Origin of the sequence: Kushneria avicenniae, from assembly GCF_900112585.1 — a bacterium.
GTDB lineage: Bacteria > Pseudomonadota > Gammaproteobacteria > Pseudomonadales > Halomonadaceae > Kushneria > Kushneria avicenniae.
The window spans coordinates 50,672-67,027 of the sequence record NZ_FOLY01000004.1; the positions used below are offsets into that span (position 1 = coordinate 50,672).

Genomic DNA, 16,356 nt, shown 5'->3' on the forward strand with positions numbered 1-16,356 from the left:
CGGTAATCCACGCATAAAAAACGCCCGCTCCGTGACCGGAGCGGGCGCTGATACGAACAACGGCAATCCTTTATTCGTCGATAAAAGAGCGCAGCGACTCGGAGCGCGAGGGGTGACGCAGCTTGCGCAGCGCCTTGGCCTCGATCTGACGGATACGCTCGCGGGTCACATCAAACTGTTTACCCACTTCCTCGAGCGTGTGGTCCGTATTCATGTCGATGCCGAAACGCATGCGCAGCACTTTCGCCTCGCGGGCCGTCAGACCGCCCAGCACGTTGCGTGTGGCTTCGATAAGCCCTTCGCCGGTCGCAGAATCGATCGGGGATACCATGGTGGAATCTTCGATGAAATCACCCAGATGCGAGTCGTCGTCATCACCGATGGGCGTTTCCATCGAGATCGGCTCCTTGGCGATCTTGAGCACCTTGCGAACCTTGTCTTCCGGCATTTCGAGACGCTCACCCAGCTCTTCAGGCGTTGGCTCGCGGCCCATCTCCTGAAGCATCTGGCGCGATACGCGGTTGAGCTTGTTGATCGTCTCGATCATGTGGACCGGGATACGAATGGTGCGTGCCTGGTCGGCAATCGAACGGGTAATGGCCTGACGAATCCACCAAGTGGCATAGGTCGAGAACTTGTAGCCGCGACGATACTCGAACTTGTCGACCGCCTTCATCAGGCCGATGTTGCCTTCCTGAATCAGGTCAAGGAACTGCAGGCCACGGTTGGTGTACTTCTTGGCAATCGAGATGACCAGTCGAAGGTTGGCTTCCACCATCTCCTTCTTGGCACGACGCGCCTTCGCTTCACCGATCGACAGGCGACGGTTGATGTCCTTGAGCTCGGACACCGGAAGCATGGCCAGCTCTTCCTCAAAGGCAATCTTGCGCTGGGCGCGCTCGATATCGGAGCGCAGCGGCTCGACATTGCCGGCATGCTTGCTGTTGCGCTCGATGAAATCATCGATCCAGGTCGTGTCGGATTCACGCCCCGGAAAAGAAGCGATGAAGGTCTTGCGAGGCACCTTGCCGCGCTTGACGCACAGCTGCATGATGGTCTTTTCCTGCTCGCGGATCTGCCCCACGCTCAGGCGCAGCTGACCGACCAGTCGCTCGAAATGGCGCGGTACCAGCTTGATCGGCGAGAACAGCTCTGCCAGACGCGCCTGCTCGGCACGCGCCTCGGAAGACGTCAGACCGTGTGCTTCGATGGCCGCCTTCGCTTTTTCATTCTGCTCGCGAATCTGCTCAAAGCGTACGCGGGCCAGCTCCGGATCAGGACCGCCTTCGGAGGCCGTATCGTCCTCGTCATCGCTGTCGTCATCGTCGCTGTCGTCATCGCTGTCGCTGTCATCGGCGTCATCAGCAGCGATTTCGGGCATGGGCTCTTCGACCTCGGCCACACCCGGAACGCCTTCATCAGGGTCAATGAAGCCGGAGAACAGATCAGACAGGCGACCCGGTGCCTCTTCATCCTGAGTGCCATCGTAGGCTTCAAGGATCGAATCGACAGCGCCCGGCAGGCTTGCCAGCGCCGACATGACTTCGCGGGTACCCTCTTCGATACGCTTGGCGATCTCGATCTCGCCTTCACGCGTCAGAAGCTCGACGGTTCCCATTTCACGCATGTACATGCGCACCGGATCAGTCGTGCGGCCAACGTCACTTTCGACAGCCGCCAGCGCTGCAACAGCTTCTTCGGCGGCCGATTCGTCAGCAGACTGATCCGACATCATCAGCGTGTCTTCATCGGGTGCTTCTTCAACGACATTGATGCCCATGTCGTTGATCATGCCGATGATGTCTTCTACCTGATCGGGATCTGCAATATCCTCAGGCAGATGGTCGTTGACCTCGGCGTAGGTAAGAAACCCCTGTTCCTTGCCTCGCGCGATCAACTCCTTCAGACGTGACTGCGGTGTATTTCCAGCCATAGAAACCTATCTCGAAGAAGAATGAAGCGCCTGGATCGTGCCGCAAGGCACGCCAGACAATCCAGTATAGACCAGCAGGGAGCCGACAGCAGAAGACTGACGCTTCTCACCAATCCTGTAAGTTGATTCAGATACCCAATGCGCATGGCATCTGTTGATTATCCCCTTAGATAAGGGGGGCAAACGCCTGTTTCAACCCCGTTACGAGGGCTCAGCGCTTGAGCTCACAGATCAGCTGCCACAGCCGCCCTGCTTCCTCGCGAGTGAGCTTTTCACCGCTGCGCTCTCTGTCCTGCAGCGCCTTGAGCTCGCGCTCGGGGCTCGAGCGCTGGCGCTGCTGCTCGAAATGCGCCACCAGTACTTCGATCTCCCGATGGCGCAACGGCCCGGGGATCAGGGGCTCACGCTGCAGCAGGGCCAGCAACCGATTGCCGTGACTGCTGCCGTGAAAATGCGCCAGCAGCACCTGCGAAGAGCGATAACCACCGGCACGAATCAGCCTGACCACCTCCCCAAGAAGCTGGCCATCCTCGTCATCGGGGCACCACGCCTCGCCCTGCGGCAGTGCTTCCACCAGTGACGGGGAATGCACCACCAGATGCAGGATGCGACCGCTGATGCTCAGAGTCGTCGATCCCTGCCGGCGATAGGATGACGTCTGCGTGGCCGGCCTGTCCTGCTGTCCGACCTCATTAACCGAATCTTGTTGCGACACCGCCTGCGAGGTTGCTGCAGCCGGGGACGTACCGCGTTCGGCAAGCTCTTCGAGCGTACCGCGCTCAAGCCCCGTGCGCTCGCTGAGCTCACGCATCAAAAGCGATTTCAAAAGCCCCTGCGGCAAACGCCTGATGCCCTCAAGAACGGCACTGGCAAAGCGCTCGCGATCCTCGATACGACGCAGATCACGCCCTTCACCGGCATGATCAAAAAGATACTCGGTCAGCGAACCGGCACGCACGATGCGCTGCTCAAAGGCCTCACGACCCTCCTGACGAATCAGCGAATCCGGATCCTCACCTTCCGGCAGAAACAGGAACCGCGCCTGTCGCCCGTCAATCATCAACGGTAGTACCGTGTTCAGGGCGCGATGAGCGGCCTGGCGGCCGGCATTGTCGCCGTCGAAACAGAACACGACCTCATCAACCAGTCGAAACAGTCGTCTGAGGTGCTCATCCGTAGTGGCCGTACCCAGCGTTGCCACGGCGTAGTCGACACCATGCTGGGCCAGCGCCACCACGTCCATGTACCCTTCCACGATGAGCATGCGCTCGGGCCGGCGGGACTGCGTTCGGGTCTCGTAAAGACCGTAGAGCTCTCGACCCTTGTGAAAGACCGGCGATTCCGGCGAGTTGAGATACTTGGGTTTTTCATCCCCCAGCACTCGGCCCCCGAAACCAATGGTTCGCCCCTTCCAGTCGCGGATAGGAAAAATGACGCGGTCACGAAAGCGGTCCCAGCTCCGCCCCGTCTCCTCCTTGCGCACCAGCAGGCCGTATTCAACCTGAACGTTTTCATCCACGCCCCTGTCGCTCAGATGACGCTTGAGTGCGTCCCAACCCGCGGGCGCATAGCCAATGGCATAGCGACTGACGATGTCCTCACTCAAACCACGACGCGCCAGATACTCGTGCGCCTGCTGCGCCGCCGAAGACGCCAGCTGCTGCTGATAGAAACGCGTTCCCATCTCCAGCAGATTGACGCCCTCTTCCTGACGTTTCGCCTCCACGCGCGCCTGTTGACGCTGCTCGTCGCTCTCTCCTTCCCGCGGTACTTCCATGCCGGCACGACCGGCGAGCGCCTCGATCGCCTCGGGAAAGTTCAGACGATCAAACTCCATGATAAAGCGCAGGGCGTTGCCGCTCGCACCACATCCGAAGCAGTGATAAAACTGCTTATCGGCACTGACGGTAAAGGAAGGAGACTTTTCCTGATGAAATGGACAAAGCGCAGAGTGGTTGCGCCCGGTCTTCTTGAGCTGCACACGAGAACCAATGACATCGACGATATCCGTTCGCGCCAGTAGATCATCGATAAATCGTTGAGGAATTCTGCCGGCCATGATGTCCTGCACCACCTCAAGAGTCAGGGGTCACGCCTGCTACAGTGCGGCCACTTCGTTACGGGAAGGCCTGATGTATCAGGTGCTCGTGTTGCCTCGTCGGTAATGATATCAGCAACTGCCATGCTGTCAGCAGCGCCCGATCCATCACCCTGCATAAAAACGAACGGCCGCCATTGGCGGCCGTTCGGCATCCCGCTGAAGCGTTGGGCATACGCTCAGGTACGGATCAATACAACCGTTCGAAGCGCTTGCGCTCGCGCTGCAGTTTCTTGGCATGACGCTTGACAGCTGCTGCTGCCTTGCGCTTGCGCTCGGCCGTGGGCTTTTCGTAATTCTCACGACGACGGACTTCGGAGAGCACGCCAGCCTTTTCACAGGAGCGCTTGAAACGACGCAGAGCGACGTCGAACGGTTCGTTGTCACGTACTTTGACGGAAGGCATTAAGCAATCACCACCTTAAGGAGATCAATGAGGTTTGAATGTGCTCAATGCCGTCGATGCGGCACTTGACCGGTCATGACCCGATTATCACGGATCAACGGAAGGCGCCGCGATCAGCGGCCAGAAGCACAGCCCGGTATTACAGGGTCACGCATTATAAACGTCGCAACGCCGGTTTGCAAAGCGCCTGACGCGAGAGGCACAAACGGGTAAACTTGCCGCCCTGGCGGCAACGATGACGTGTCGCAAAGTCATAACGTGTTGCACAGTCATACCCACCTTGATCGACGCCCTTACTGGAATCAGGACACATCATGCGCGTACTGGGGATCGAAACGTCCTGTGATGAAACGGGAATCGCCCTGTTTGACAGCGAACAGGGGCTTTTGGCCGACGCCCTGTTCAGCCAGGTCGAGATGCATATCGAACACGGCGGCGTGGTGCCGGAGCTGGCCTCGCGCGATCACGTCCGCCGCCTGCTGCCGCTTGTCGATCAGGTGCTGGCAGAGGCGGACCTGAGCGCCCGGGATGTCGATGCCATTGCCTATACGGCCGGCCCAGGGCTGGTCGGCGCGCTGATGGTCGGCGCGGCCACCGCGCATGGGCTGGCCTGGGCCTGGCAGGTCCCGGTACTGGGCGTGCATCACATGGAAGGTCACCTGCTGGCGCCCATGCTGGAAGAGGAACGTCCCGAATTTCCCTTTGCGGCGCTGCTGGTCTCCGGTGGTCACACCCAGCTGGTGGCCGTGCACGCGCTGGGGCACTACGAGCTGCTGGGCGAATCCGTGGACGACGCGGCCGGCGAGGCCTTTGACAAGGCCGCCCGCATGCTCTCGCTGCCCTACCCCGGCGGCCCTCACATTGCCCGTCTGGCCGAGCAGGGCAATCCCGATCGCTTTCGCTTTCCAAGACCCATGACGGACCGACCCGGGCTGGATTTCAGCTTTTCCGGTCTGAAAACCCACACACTGACTACCATCAGGGCGCTTGAAGCTCAAAACGCGCTTGATGACCAGACGCGGGCTGATGTGGCTCGCGCCTTCGAGGACGCCGTTGCCGATACGCTGGTCATCAAGTGCCGACGCGCGCTGGATCAGACCGGACTCAAGCGCCTGGTGGTGGCCGGCGGCGTCAGTGCCAATCAGCGCCTTCGCCAGCGTCTGGATGCCGCGCTTGAAAAAAGAGGCGCGCGCGCCTTCTATCCCAGAGGACGCTTTTGCACCGACAACGGCGCCATGATCGCCTATGTCGGTACCCAGCGCCTGATGGCCGGTGAGCGCGACGGACAGGCCATGCTGGCCACGCCGCGCTGGCCCCTCTCGGAGCTGACACCGCCCGCCCGGCGGCAGGATTGACCCCGACAACCCATGACAGGAGTAACGCCATGGACATGGTGCTGATCGAAGAGCTGGCGCTGGAAGCCGTCATCGGCGTGTATGAATGGGAAAAGCGCATTCACCAGCGTCTTTTGCTGACCCTGGAGCTGGGCTGTGACATCGCACGCGCCGCACAGGACGACGATCTGGGCGCCACGCTGGATTATGCCGCCATCAGCCAGCGCCTTCAGGCCTATTGCCTCGAGCATCAATTCGAGCTGGTGGAGACTTTCGCCGAGCGCATCGCTGCCCTGCTTCGTGAGGAGTTCGGCATCGCCTGGCTGCGGCTCACGCTGAAAAAGCCCGGCGCAGTGGCAGACGCCGCCTTCGTGGGGGTAAGAATCGAGCGCGGCGAGTACCGCAGCTGACATGGCTTTCGTACTGTTCAGTCTGGGCAGCAACGCCCATCGCCATCAACGCATCGAGGCGGCTCTGACGGCTCTGCATGACGCCTTTGGGGAGCTGCTGATCTCGCGGGTCTTTGAAAGCCACCCGGTCGGCTTTGACAGCCCGTGCAACTTCTATAACCTGGTGGTGGGCGCATCATGCCCCTGGCCGGTGGCCCGTCTCAATCAATGGTGCAAGCAGGTCGAGCGCGACAACGGCCGTGATCACAGCGCTCCGAAGTTCAGCTCACGGGCGCTGGATATCGACATCCTGTGTGTCGATGATCTTACCGGCTGTGTTGACGGCGTCAGCCTGCCGCGCGAGGAGATCGCCTATAACGCCTTCGTGCTGCGCCCGCTGGCCGAGAGTTTCGGTGATTATCGCCACCCCGGGACAAACAAGAGCTACCGGGAGCTCTGGGAGACCTTCGATGTCGACTCGCAGACGCTCTGGCCGGTCACCTTTGACTGGCAGGGCCAGCGAATTTCGACCAACGCGCCTTTTCAGACCGCTACGCTGACGCCAGCGCGCATTCGATAGCGCGACGACGTTCGACATCGATCATGCGGCCCAGTTCTGCCCCCTGATATCCCTGCGCCATGAGCGACCGAGGAGATACCTGCCGCGCCTGGTCAAGGGCCTTCGCCAGCGCCGATACCGGCAGATTAAAGTCACCGATGGCGAGCATATCGAGCACCTCATCAATGCGCGACTGGCGCCGCCAGGCATCCATGCCCTGCGCCCAGGCCAATACCTGATCAGCATTCGGGGAGGATGGCAGCATTGCCTGGCTGCGCACGACCATCAGCGCCCGATCACGCCATTCACCGGGCACCCGGTAGCGCTCACACAGCGCGGTCAGCGCCTCCTGTGACAGATCGGCTGTCAATAGCGCCCAGCGGGTCATGGGATCCGTAGCGACGTTCATCCGCGCCAGACCGGCCGCCAGCACCTCATCGATCGCCGGCATCAGAACGCCCAGCGCCCCGCACTGTTGCAACAGCTCGAAAAAGGCTGCCGGATCGGGTTCTCCCAGCGTCCGTTCGATCTCCTGCCAGACCCGCTCGGCCACCAGATACGCAACTTCGCCTGCCGCCACCATGCGCGTCATCAGCGTCATGGTGTCATCGGCCACCGTGAAACCGCGTGGACGCAGACGCGCCAGAAAGCGCCCGGTCCGCAGGATACGCAGCGGATCCTCCACAAAGGCATCGGAAACGTGTCGCAGCGTACCGCTGCGACAATCCTCGACACCTCGAAAGGGATCCACCCGCCGGCCCGTGCTGTCCTGCGCCATGGCATTGATGGTCAGGTCGCGGCGCGCCAGATCCTCCTCCAGCGTCACTTCCGGCGCGGCATGCACTTCAAAACCGGTATAGCCGTGGCCGGACTTGCGCTCGGTGCGTGCCAGCGCGTATTCCTCGTGAGTCCGGGGGTGGAGAAAGACCGGAAAATCGCGCCCGACCGGGCGAAACCCGCGCCGGCGCATCTCCTGGCTGGTGGTCCCCACGATCACCCAGTCGCGGTCATCGTGACCAATTCCCAACAGGTCATCGCGCACGGCACCGCCAACGCAGTAGACCTCAAGCCCCTTCAGCGCCTGATCGAGTTCAAAGCGGATCACTGCGGCGCCTGCCCCTCATCACGCACCACCTGCTCGGGATGATGGTGCTGCCAGTGAGTGAAGCCACCATCAAGGCTATAAACCCTGTCATAGCCCTGCCCAGCCAGCCATGCGGCCGCCTGCTGACTGGAATGACCGTGGTAGCAGACCACCACCACGGTACGCTTCTGCGGTGTCTGCTCGATAAAGCTGCCTACGCTTGTATTGTCCAGATGCCGGCTGCCCGGAATATGGCCCTGACTGAAACTCATGGGATCGCGGATATCCACCACTTCATGCACGGTGCCGCTTTCCCGCCACTGCTCCAGAGTGTCATGATCGAGATGATTAAAGGACATGGGACCTCTCGGGACGTGTATGTCACGTCGTTGCCGGTATTTATTCGCGCGGACGCGCCGCGACCGTAACGATCTGGTCGGTTTCAAGATTCATGGCCATCAGCGCCCCACCCCAGACGCAGCCGGCATCCAGCGACCGAACGTTGGCCAGTGCCCCCGGTGCCCGCCCTTCCAGCGCCGCCCAGTGCCCGAAGACAAGGCGCTCGGTATCCCCACGCTCAAAGCGGAACCAGGGCTTGAAACCATCAGGGGCACTGTCCAGCCCTTCCTTGGCACTGAAGTCAAGCCGGCCGTTCTCATCGATAAAGCGCATGCGGGTAAACACGTTGATGATGGCACGCAGACGGTCATTACCGCGCAGCGTCGGCTCAAAGCACGCCGGCTCATTGCCGTACATATGCGGCAGAAATTCGAAGAACTGCCTTGAGGAGAGCATGGCCTCACCCTCACGCGCATACTGCCTGGCACGCTCGATGGACCACTGCGGCAAAAGACCGGCATGGGTCATGACGCATTGATGCGTGCGGGATTCGACCATCAGCGGCTGACAGCGCAGCCACTCGAGCAGCACCTCACGGTCGGGCGCTTCGAGAATGTCGGTCAGCGTATCGGAAGGCTTGAGGCGCGCATGACCGAAGGCGACCGCCAGCAGGTGTAAATCGTGATTGCCCAGCACAACGCTTGCGTGCTCGCGCAGCTCGTAAACGCGGCGCAGCGTTTCAAGCGACTGTGGACCACGATTGATCAGATCGCCGGTCATCCATAAATGATCGCGCCCGGGAACAAAATCAATGGCCTCGAGCAGCGCCTCAAACTCATGGCCACAGCCATGTAAATCACCGATGGCCCAGATCGTCATTATCTACTCCGAAACCGTTGTTATGAGGATGAGCTCTACCCTGCCCAGAAAGCAGCACCTGACACATCAGTGCAGATGCAGCGGGCAAGCCAGCCTGAAAGGGGCAATCGCCACATCAAATGTCCTGCCCAGCGCTGGCGCCATGACGGTATAGCTGCCCTCCATCACCCCGACCTCGCTGTCGAGAATGGCACGGCTGCTGTAATTGAACGGCAGTCCCGGTGCAATCATGGGCTGTTTGCCCACGACCCCTTCGCCGCCTATTTCACGCACATCGCCGCTGCCCTGGGAGATGCGCCAGTAGCGTGCCAGAAGCTGAATGGAATAGTCCCATTGATTGCGAATGGCGACCCGATAGCCAAACACAAAACGCTGCCGGGCGGGATCAGACTCCTGGGGGAGATAGAAACTCTCTACATCGACCACGATGTTCCGGACAGGCTCGCTCATGGGGCGCTCTCGGACAGATGATTGGCGATGGTGACGAATTCACCGACGCTCAGCGTCTCCGGACGACGCGACGGTGCAATATCAAGCGATGTCAGCGCCTCGGCGCTCATGATGTCGCGCAGATTGTTGCGAAGCGTCTTGCGACGCTGGGAAAAGGCACGGCGTACCAGATCGGACAGCAACGCCTCATCGTGTGCCACGTGCGGGCGCGTCTGCCAGGGGATCAGCCGAACGATGCTGGAATCCACCTTCGGCTGGGGAATGAAGGCTTCAGGGGGCACATCAAAAAGCGCCTCGACCTGGCAATAGTAACGGGTCATGATCGACAGCCTGCCCCACTGCCCGGTGCCGGGTTCTGCCGCCAGACGGGCCACGACTTCCTTTTGCAGCATGAAATGCATGTCGCGCACCGCATTACCTGCACCGAGCAGATGAAAAATCAGCGGCGTGGAGATGTTATAGGGCAGATTGCCCACCACGCGAAGCGGCGGACCATCACCGCGCAAGGCACTGAAATCCAGCGCCAGCGCGTCACCTTCGATGATATGAAAGTCGGGATAGTTGAAAAAACGCGTTCGCAGGCCGGGAATCAGGTCGCGATCCAGCTCGACGGCCTCCAGCGCCCCATGCGCTTCCAGCAGCACCTCGGTCAGCGCCCCCTGCCCGGGCCCGATTTCGACCAGACGGTCATCCTTTTGCGGATGTATCGAGGCCACGATACGCTCGATGACGCCGTGGTCCTGGAGGAAGTTCTGCCCGAAGCGCTTGCGGGCGCGCATGGGGGCCGGTTGTCGTGACATGAAAATTCCTTGCGTAAAAAATGACAGCCTTCATCGACGAAAGGCCGCGAGGAGTACTCGCGGCCCGTCATCACCGTCGGCATCGAATGAAGATGTGGGCGGTTACGGCGTGGCGCCGCTGCCTTTCTCCAGTCGATTATCAATGTAGGCCGAAGCGCGAATTTCCTGCGTCCACGCCTCGAGTTCCTCGTTGACCTTGCGCTGGAAAAGCGTGCGACGGATCTGTTCACGCTGCTGCTCGGCATTGCCGCCGCCGCGTTTTTCCAGCAGGGTGATCAGATGGTAGCCGCTGGGGCTGCGGATGGGTTCGCTGACATCCCCCACGCTCATGCCGGGAACGACATCGTCAAAGATGCTGGGCATCTCGGCGCCGCTTCGCCAGCCCAGATCGCCACCGTCCAGCGCCTGGGGACCGTCGGACTGCGCCGCGGCGACCTCCTGAAACCGGGCCTGCCCGGACACAATGCTCTGGCGCAACTGTTCAGCCTTTTGGCGCGCAGCTTCAGCCTGCTGCGGGGTGGGCGCCTGAGGCACGGCGATGAGGATATGCGCCAGATGATACTGCACGCCGGCATTGCTGCCGGCCTGCTTCAGGTACTGATCCACTTCGCGGTCGGAAATGTTGATCTGCCCGGCCACACTGCGCTGCTGTACCTGGGTGATCAGAAGCTCACGACGCACCTGCTCTCTGACCTGGGCATAGCTCATGCCCTCCTGCTCGACACGGTCGGCAAACTGCTCAAGCGTCATGTTGTTGCGCTGGGCAACACCGCGCATGGCCTGGTTGAGATCGCTGTTGCTGATGCTGAGATTGGCACGCTGGGCCATCTGCAGTTCGATCCGCTCGGTGATCATGCGCGACAGCACCTGCTCACGCAGCTCATTCTGGTCCGGCAGACCGATATCGCGTGACTGCATCTGCTGACGCACCTGCGCGACACGCTGATCCAGATCGCTGGACATGATCGCATCATCGTTGACCACGGCAACGATGCCATCCAGAGGCTGCACGGCAGCCGATGCCAGCGGCGAAATGGAAAGACTCAGCGCAAGGCCCAGAGCGGCCAGCGTGTTTGCGTTGCGTGCTTTCATGAACTCTCTCTTTTCATTCATAAAACCGACGTGTCGTCAGTAGTGCAGCAAGGAGATACCTTCGCTACGGGTTATGGCCCGATCATGGGCGATCAGAACGCCTATTGGCTGATGCCGGTGTAGGCACCGAAGTCATCTTCCCGAACGCCGGGAATGGCCTCGGAGAAATAACCATCGCTGCTGCCCTGACCGACACCGCCAAGCCCCTTGAAGATAAAGGACAAAAAGAGGCCATGCTTGCGTTCATCATCGTCGATGCGAGCCGTCTCGTCGTCGTCAATATACTCACGCCAGGCAAGCTGAACACCGTAGCAGCAGTCGTTGAAGCGCACTCCCGCCAGCGTCTCGAGTGTCCGATTGTTGGTCTGATCATACAGATAGCGACCGAGCAGTGAAATTGCCGGAGTAATACGGTAAGCCGCCGAAATATCGTACTCTTCACGGTTATAGGTCAGGCGATCATCCTGATCTCCAAAGGGATCGAAATCCTGAACGGTCCAGCGATAGCCCAGATTGAGGATCAGATTGTCGGTATCCTGATAGGTCAGATAAGAAGAGGTCTTCTCGGTGCGATCGCGGTGATCGTCATAGAAAAACGACTGGCGCGCCGACCAGCGATCGGTAATCTGCCAGTCCGCTTCGGCAACGATTGGAGAACGGTCACGAGTATTGCGGTAAAAAAGATCGCTTTGCTCGTTGATGGTTCGATCTTCGAAGCGCGCATCTACAACACGACGATCCTCGAAATAACGGCTTTGCCCGACCGACAGTCCCAGACGTTCACGCCCGGTATCGTCTTCAAGGAAGCGCGTACTGACGCCGTAGGACACCTTGTTGGTATCGCCAATTCGATCGGAACCGCTGAACCGGTAGGGTGACCACAGCTGTGAATAGGACAGCGGCTGCTCGCGGCTATCGAACTGTGGCAGCTCGGACTGATCCCGGTATGGCGCGTAGGCATAGTACAAACGTGGCTCCAGCGTCTGGCGCCAGTCGCGTCCAAAAATACTGGTATCACGCTCGAATATCAGCCCTGAATCCACTGACAGCACCGGCAGCACCCGATTGGGCGAACGATCAAAGTCCGAGGTGTCGTCACGTCCATGCCAGTCCAGATCATACTGGGTCGCCATGAGTTCGGCACGGGGCTCAAAAAAACCCCAGGACGGAGAACGGCGAAAGCCGATGGCCGGAGCGACATGAACGCGCGCACCGGTCGCGGATTCCTGCGGGATGATCGAAGGATCACTATAATTGACGTCACGCCAGAAATAGGTAGCGCTGGAGTTGAACTCTTCATAAAGGCCGCCGGCCTGATCCCAGCGCGCGCTCGCCAGTAATGCCGGCAGCTCATAGAACGGTTTGTCATCGTCGCGCAGCGGCTCGTCGAGCTTCTGGTAGCCGCGGGCTCGCGCCTGGAGATTCCAGGTCGTGCCCTGATAGTTCAGCCGCGCCAGACGCTCGAGATTATCGGTGTCCTGCTCTTCGAAGGTCTGGCCGAAATCGTCGAAATAATCGCCATCGCTGGCGGCGCCATAGCGGAGGTTATAGGTGGTGCGCGGCGAAAAACGTCCGTCGTGGGCATAGCGCACGAACCAGCGATCCTCGCCTTCGTAATCCTTGTCCTCGCCACCGTCATCATGGCCGAGATAGTTGCCTTCCAGCGTACCGGCGTCCTCATCAAAGAGGTATCGCAGCTGCCCACCGATCGCCTCGCCTCTTCCGGAAATAACGCGTGGCGTAACAGTGGCATCGTAATTGGGCGCCAGGTTCAGATAAAACGGCTGGGCATAATCGAGTCCGGATTCACTGCCGTAGCTGACGGATGGCCATAAAAAGCCGGTCAGACGGCGGTCATCGATCGGAAAGCGCACCCAGGGCCAGTAGAAGACCGGGACATTCTCGACTTCCATGCGCGCATGAGTGGCCGTACCGTAGCCGTTTTCGCGATCAAGGGTGATATCACTGCTGACCAGCTTCCAGAGACTCGACTGCGGCTCGCAGGTGGTAAAGGAGGCGTCCTGCAGGCGGTAGCGGCCATCCTCCAGTCTTGCCAGCTGGCCGGCATCGCCACGCAGACGCTGCTGATGAGCCACGTAATGGGCCTGATCGATCTCGGCGGCATCGCTGTTGAGTGCAACCTGCCCCTTGTCGCCGCGCACCAGAAAGCCGGGCTGGCGGTAGGCCACCGGGCCCTGCAGCGATACGTTGGTACGATCCTGATTGAGTGTGGCGCGCTGCGCTTCAAGCTGCTGGTCACCGCGACGCAGCACTACCTCGCCATCAAGCAGGGTTTCCCCGTTGCTGCCGTAGCCGGCGTCATCGGATTCGGTACGCACCTGTGACGGAGTGCTGCCGGCATCGATACGATAGTCCGGCATGATGTAGCGACCCCGACACAGCGCATTGGCGGGGCGGTCATCTCCCCAGGCCTGCCAGTCGAGTTCGCTGGCAGGCAGTGGCTGGGGCGCCGCCTGAGCCATGGTCGAGAGAAGACCGGTCAGCGAGGCGGCGGTCCAGAAGATACGCTGGCCCATGATCCTTGTTCTTCCTTGCAATGAGGCGATGTGATTGCTTTTAAAAATCGGTATGGTACGCGGCAACAGACACCGCAGCAGCCTGAAAACAGCGATAAAAGTTTACTGTTGCGGCCATTGAGCGCTCAGCATGCGGTGCCGTAACCGTACCGTCAACCAGGAGTTCCCATGACAGCGCGCCTTGACGCCCTGCGCCGCTGGGCGGCATCTCACCACGGCCTTGAGGCCACGCCACCCGAACTCGAGATCGTGACAGATGATGCCAGCTTTCGGCGCTATTTTCGCCTGCCCCTCGACGGTGGACAGTCACGCATTCTGATGGATGCCCCGCCGGAGCGCGAAAACAGTCATCCTTTCGTGGAGATCGCTCGTCAGTGGCGCGCACACGACATCCGCGTTCCCGAGCTTTACCACGTCGATCTGGCGCAGGGCTTCATCGAGATGCAGGACCTGGGCGATGACATGCTGCGCCAGCATCTGGCGTGTCCGGACCAGCGTGAAGCCCTCATGGAACAGGCCATCTCGGTCTCGGTGGCCATCGCGGCGCTGCCACCCGATGACCTGCCCCCCTATGACGCCCGCTGGCTGGGCGATGAGCTCGACCTTTTCCCGCAGTGGTGCCTCACACAGTGGCTCGATATCGCGCCCCCCGACAGCTGGCCACAGGTACGCGAGCAGCTTGTCGTCGCCCTAACGACCCAGCCTCAGGTGTGCGTGCATCGCGACTTTCACGCACAAAATCTCATGTGCCACGACAGCCAGCTCTGGGTCATCGATTTTCAGGGCGCCGTATGCGGGCCACTGGCCTACGATCTGGTCTCGCTGCTGCGCGATCGCAACAACGCCTGGCCGGAAAGCGATCAGACGCGCTGGATCGAGACATGGCGACAGCGGGCCCAAAAGGCCGGTGTCATGGCGACCGTGGCCCCCGAGGCGTTTCGACGCATGGTCGATCTGACCGGCGCCCAGCGCAGCCTCAAGGTGCTGGGGCTTTTCTGTCGTCTGGCACTGCGCGATGACAAGCCGCGCTATCTCATGCTGCTGCCGCTGTTTGTCGAACATGTGCGACAGGGGCTGACAGGGCAGCCAGGGTTTGAAGCGTTCATGCAGTGGTTTGATACCTGCTTTGTGCCGGCACTTGATGCCCGACTGATCGAGCATCGCACTGCCGGTCAGGAGTGCTGACATGAAAGCGATGATTCTGGCCGCCGGACGCGGTTCGCGCATGCGCGAGCTGACCGATGACTGCCCCAAACCCCTGCTCAGGGTGGGCGGCCGCGCCCTGATCGAATACCACATCGAACGTCTGCGTACAGCGGGCATTACCGACATCGTTATCAATGTCAGCTATCTGGGCGAGCAGATCATGACGGCGCTGGGGGATGGCACCCGCTACGGCGTTCGACTGCGCTACAGCGTCGAGCCCGTCGCACTCGAAACGGCCGGCGGCATTCGTCACGCCCTGCCCCTGCTGGGGAATGCGCCCTTCTGGCTGGTCAATGCCGATGTCTGGTGCGACATTTCTCCCGACAGCCTGGGCCCTCTCAATGATGATCTGGCGCGGCTGGTCATGGTCGACACCCCCGAGCACCATCCGCGGGGAGACTTTCATCTCGACGAGGCCGGCCGCCTGCATGAGCAGGGTGTACCGTGCCTGGTCTATGCCGGCATCGCGCTGATGCAGCCGGCGCTGGTGGCGGAGCTTGCCGACAACACGCCCTGTCCGCTTTTACCATGCCTGCGCAGGGCCATGCAGCAGCAACGTCTTGGCGGTTACCACCATCGGGGCGAGTGGTCGGATATTGGCACGCCCGAGCGACTGGCACTTCTCGAGCAGCAGCTTTCCTCCCGGGGCTGACGTCGTCACCCCAGTTTATCACCCATGACAGGGGTTATCCCCTGTATTTGTACGGAGCAGGACTCATGGAAGCCAGCATCAAATGGACCGATGGTCGACAATTTGTGGCCGAATCGGGCAGCGGCCACGCCATCATTCTCGACGGCAACCCGGACAACGGCGGTCGCAACACCGGCCCTCGGCCGATGGAAATGGTCCTCATGGGCCTTGGCGGATGCAGTGCCTATGACGTCATCAACATTCTTGAGAAGGCGCGCGCGAAGGTCACCGACTGCGTTACCCGGCTCAAGGCCGAGCGCGCTGACACCACACCGGCCGTGTTTACCAGCATTCATCTGCACTTCGTGGTCACAGGCGTTGCGCTCAAGGAAGCCCAGGTCAAGCGGGCCGTGGAGCTTTCGGCCGAGAAATACTGCAGCGCCTCGCTGATGCTTGCCAACGGCGGCGTCGAGATTACCCACTCATGGGAAATCGTTGAGGCCTGAACGACATGACGTCACCAATCACCGACGAACCACTATTGTTTGGCGCAGTCAGACTACACTGGTGACGACACACCCGGCAGGATGCCGGGTTTTTTACGACTGTTACAGGCCTG

16 protein-coding genes are annotated in these 16,356 nt (G+C 60.6%); 6 read left to right on the forward strand and 10 right to left on the reverse strand.

Annotated elements, in window-relative coordinates; translation table 11 throughout:
* Window positions 1-70: 70 nt before the first annotated feature.
* The 3 genes from rpoD to rpsU form a co-directional block, all read right to left on the reverse strand.
* A complete protein-coding gene (gene rpoD / locus BM079_RS09500) occupies window positions 71-1,933 on the reverse strand; it encodes an RNA polymerase sigma factor RpoD (RefSeq protein WP_090133406.1) in 1,863 nt (620 codons plus the stop codon).
* A 211-nt stretch (window positions 1,934-2,144) separates the two neighbouring features.
* On the reverse strand, window positions 2,145-3,992 hold the full coding sequence (gene dnaG, locus BM079_RS09505; protein ID WP_090134196.1) for a DNA primase: 1,848 nt from the start codon (window positions 3,990-3,992) through the stop codon (window positions 2,145-2,147).
* A gap of 229 nt (window positions 3,993-4,221) precedes the next feature.
* On the reverse strand, window positions 4,222-4,437 hold the full coding sequence (rpsU, locus tag BM079_RS09510; protein WP_086622362.1) for a 30S ribosomal protein S21: 216 nt from the start codon (window positions 4,435-4,437) through the stop codon (window positions 4,222-4,224).
* A 314-nt stretch (window positions 4,438-4,751) separates the two neighbouring features.
* On the opposite strand from rpsU, the gene tsaD reads away from it, so the two are divergent.
* Genes tsaD through folK form a run of 3 tightly spaced genes read left to right on the forward strand, consistent with a single transcriptional unit; the run spans window position 4,752 to window position 6,740 of the window.
* Window positions 4,752-5,792 carry a tRNA (adenosine(37)-N6)-threonylcarbamoyltransferase complex transferase subunit TsaD gene (gene tsaD, locus BM079_RS09515; protein WP_090133408.1) on the forward strand — a complete coding sequence of 347 codons (1,041 nt, stop codon included), beginning with the start codon at window positions 4,752-4,754 and terminating at the stop codon, window positions 5,790-5,792.
* Window positions 5,793-5,821: 29 nt separating this feature from the next.
* The gene (gene folB, locus BM079_RS09520; RefSeq protein WP_090133410.1) at window positions 5,822-6,181 is read left to right on the forward strand and encodes a dihydroneopterin aldolase; all 360 of its coding nucleotides are present in this window, start codon (window positions 5,822-5,824) and stop codon (window positions 6,179-6,181) included.
* Window position 6,182: 1 nt separating this feature from the next.
* A complete protein-coding gene (gene folK, locus BM079_RS09525) occupies window positions 6,183-6,740 on the forward strand; it encodes a 2-amino-4-hydroxy-6-hydroxymethyldihydropteridine diphosphokinase (protein ID WP_090133412.1) in 558 nt (185 codons plus the stop codon).
* On the opposite strand, the gene BM079_RS09530 is transcribed toward folK, so the two are convergent.
* From BM079_RS09530 to BM079_RS09560, 7 genes are all read right to left on the reverse strand, one after another.
* The gene (locus BM079_RS09530) at window positions 6,712-7,824 is read right to left on the reverse strand and encodes a polynucleotide adenylyltransferase (protein WP_322787939.1); all 1,113 of its coding nucleotides are present in this window, start codon (window positions 7,822-7,824) and stop codon (window positions 6,712-6,714) included. The genes folK and BM079_RS09530 overlap by 29 nt on opposite strands.
* Window positions 7,821-8,162, reverse strand: a complete 342-nt coding sequence (gene glpE, locus BM079_RS09535; RefSeq protein ID WP_090133414.1) for a thiosulfate sulfurtransferase GlpE — start codon at window positions 8,160-8,162, stop codon at window positions 7,821-7,823. The genes BM079_RS09530 and glpE overlap by 4 nt, the downstream gene beginning before the upstream one ends.
* A 40-nt stretch (window positions 8,163-8,202) precedes the next feature.
* Window positions 8,203-9,021, reverse strand: coding sequence for a symmetrical bis(5'-nucleosyl)-tetraphosphatase (locus tag BM079_RS09540; protein ID WP_090133415.1), 819 nt, complete (start codon window positions 9,019-9,021; stop codon window positions 8,203-8,205).
* A 66-nt stretch (window positions 9,022-9,087) separates the two neighbouring features.
* Window positions 9,088-9,471 (reverse strand): Co2+/Mg2+ efflux protein ApaG, encoded by a 384-nt coding sequence (gene apaG, locus BM079_RS09545; RefSeq protein WP_090133417.1) that lies wholly within the window; start codon window positions 9,469-9,471, stop codon window positions 9,088-9,090.
* Window positions 9,468-10,271, reverse strand: a complete 804-nt coding sequence (gene rsmA, locus BM079_RS09550; RefSeq protein ID WP_090133419.1) for a 16S rRNA (adenine(1518)-N(6)/adenine(1519)-N(6))-dimethyltransferase RsmA — start codon at window positions 10,269-10,271, stop codon at window positions 9,468-9,470. The genes apaG and rsmA overlap by 4 nt, the downstream gene beginning before the upstream one ends.
* Before the next feature lie 102 nt (window positions 10,272-10,373).
* Entirely contained in the window at window positions 10,374-11,363 is a 990-nt protein-coding gene (locus BM079_RS09555) for a peptidylprolyl isomerase (protein WP_090133422.1), read from the reverse strand.
* A 101-nt stretch (window positions 11,364-11,464) separates the two neighbouring features.
* Window positions 11,465-13,900 carry an LPS-assembly protein LptD gene (locus BM079_RS09560; RefSeq protein ID WP_090133424.1) on the reverse strand — a complete coding sequence of 812 codons (2,436 nt, stop codon included), beginning with the start codon at window positions 13,898-13,900 and terminating at the stop codon, window positions 11,465-11,467.
* Between the two features lie 168 nt (window positions 13,901-14,068).
* On the opposite strand from BM079_RS09560, the gene BM079_RS09565 reads away from it, so the two are divergent.
* The 3 genes from BM079_RS09565 (at window position 14,069) to BM079_RS09575 (ending at window position 16,243) form a co-directional block, all read left to right on the forward strand.
* Window positions 14,069-15,085, forward strand: a complete 1,017-nt coding sequence (locus BM079_RS09565; protein ID WP_090133426.1) for an aminoglycoside phosphotransferase family protein — start codon at window positions 14,069-14,071, stop codon at window positions 15,083-15,085.
* Window position 15,086: 1 nt separating this feature from the next.
* A complete protein-coding gene (murU, locus tag BM079_RS09570; RefSeq protein WP_175489664.1) occupies window positions 15,087-15,758 on the forward strand; it encodes an N-acetylmuramate alpha-1-phosphate uridylyltransferase MurU in 672 nt (223 codons plus the stop codon).
* A gap of 65 nt (window positions 15,759-15,823) precedes the next feature.
* Complete coding sequence (locus tag BM079_RS09575) at window positions 15,824-16,243, forward strand: OsmC family protein (RefSeq protein WP_090133428.1); 420 nt, start codon at window positions 15,824-15,826, stop codon at window positions 16,241-16,243.
* Window positions 16,244-16,356: the final 113 nt, after the last annotated feature.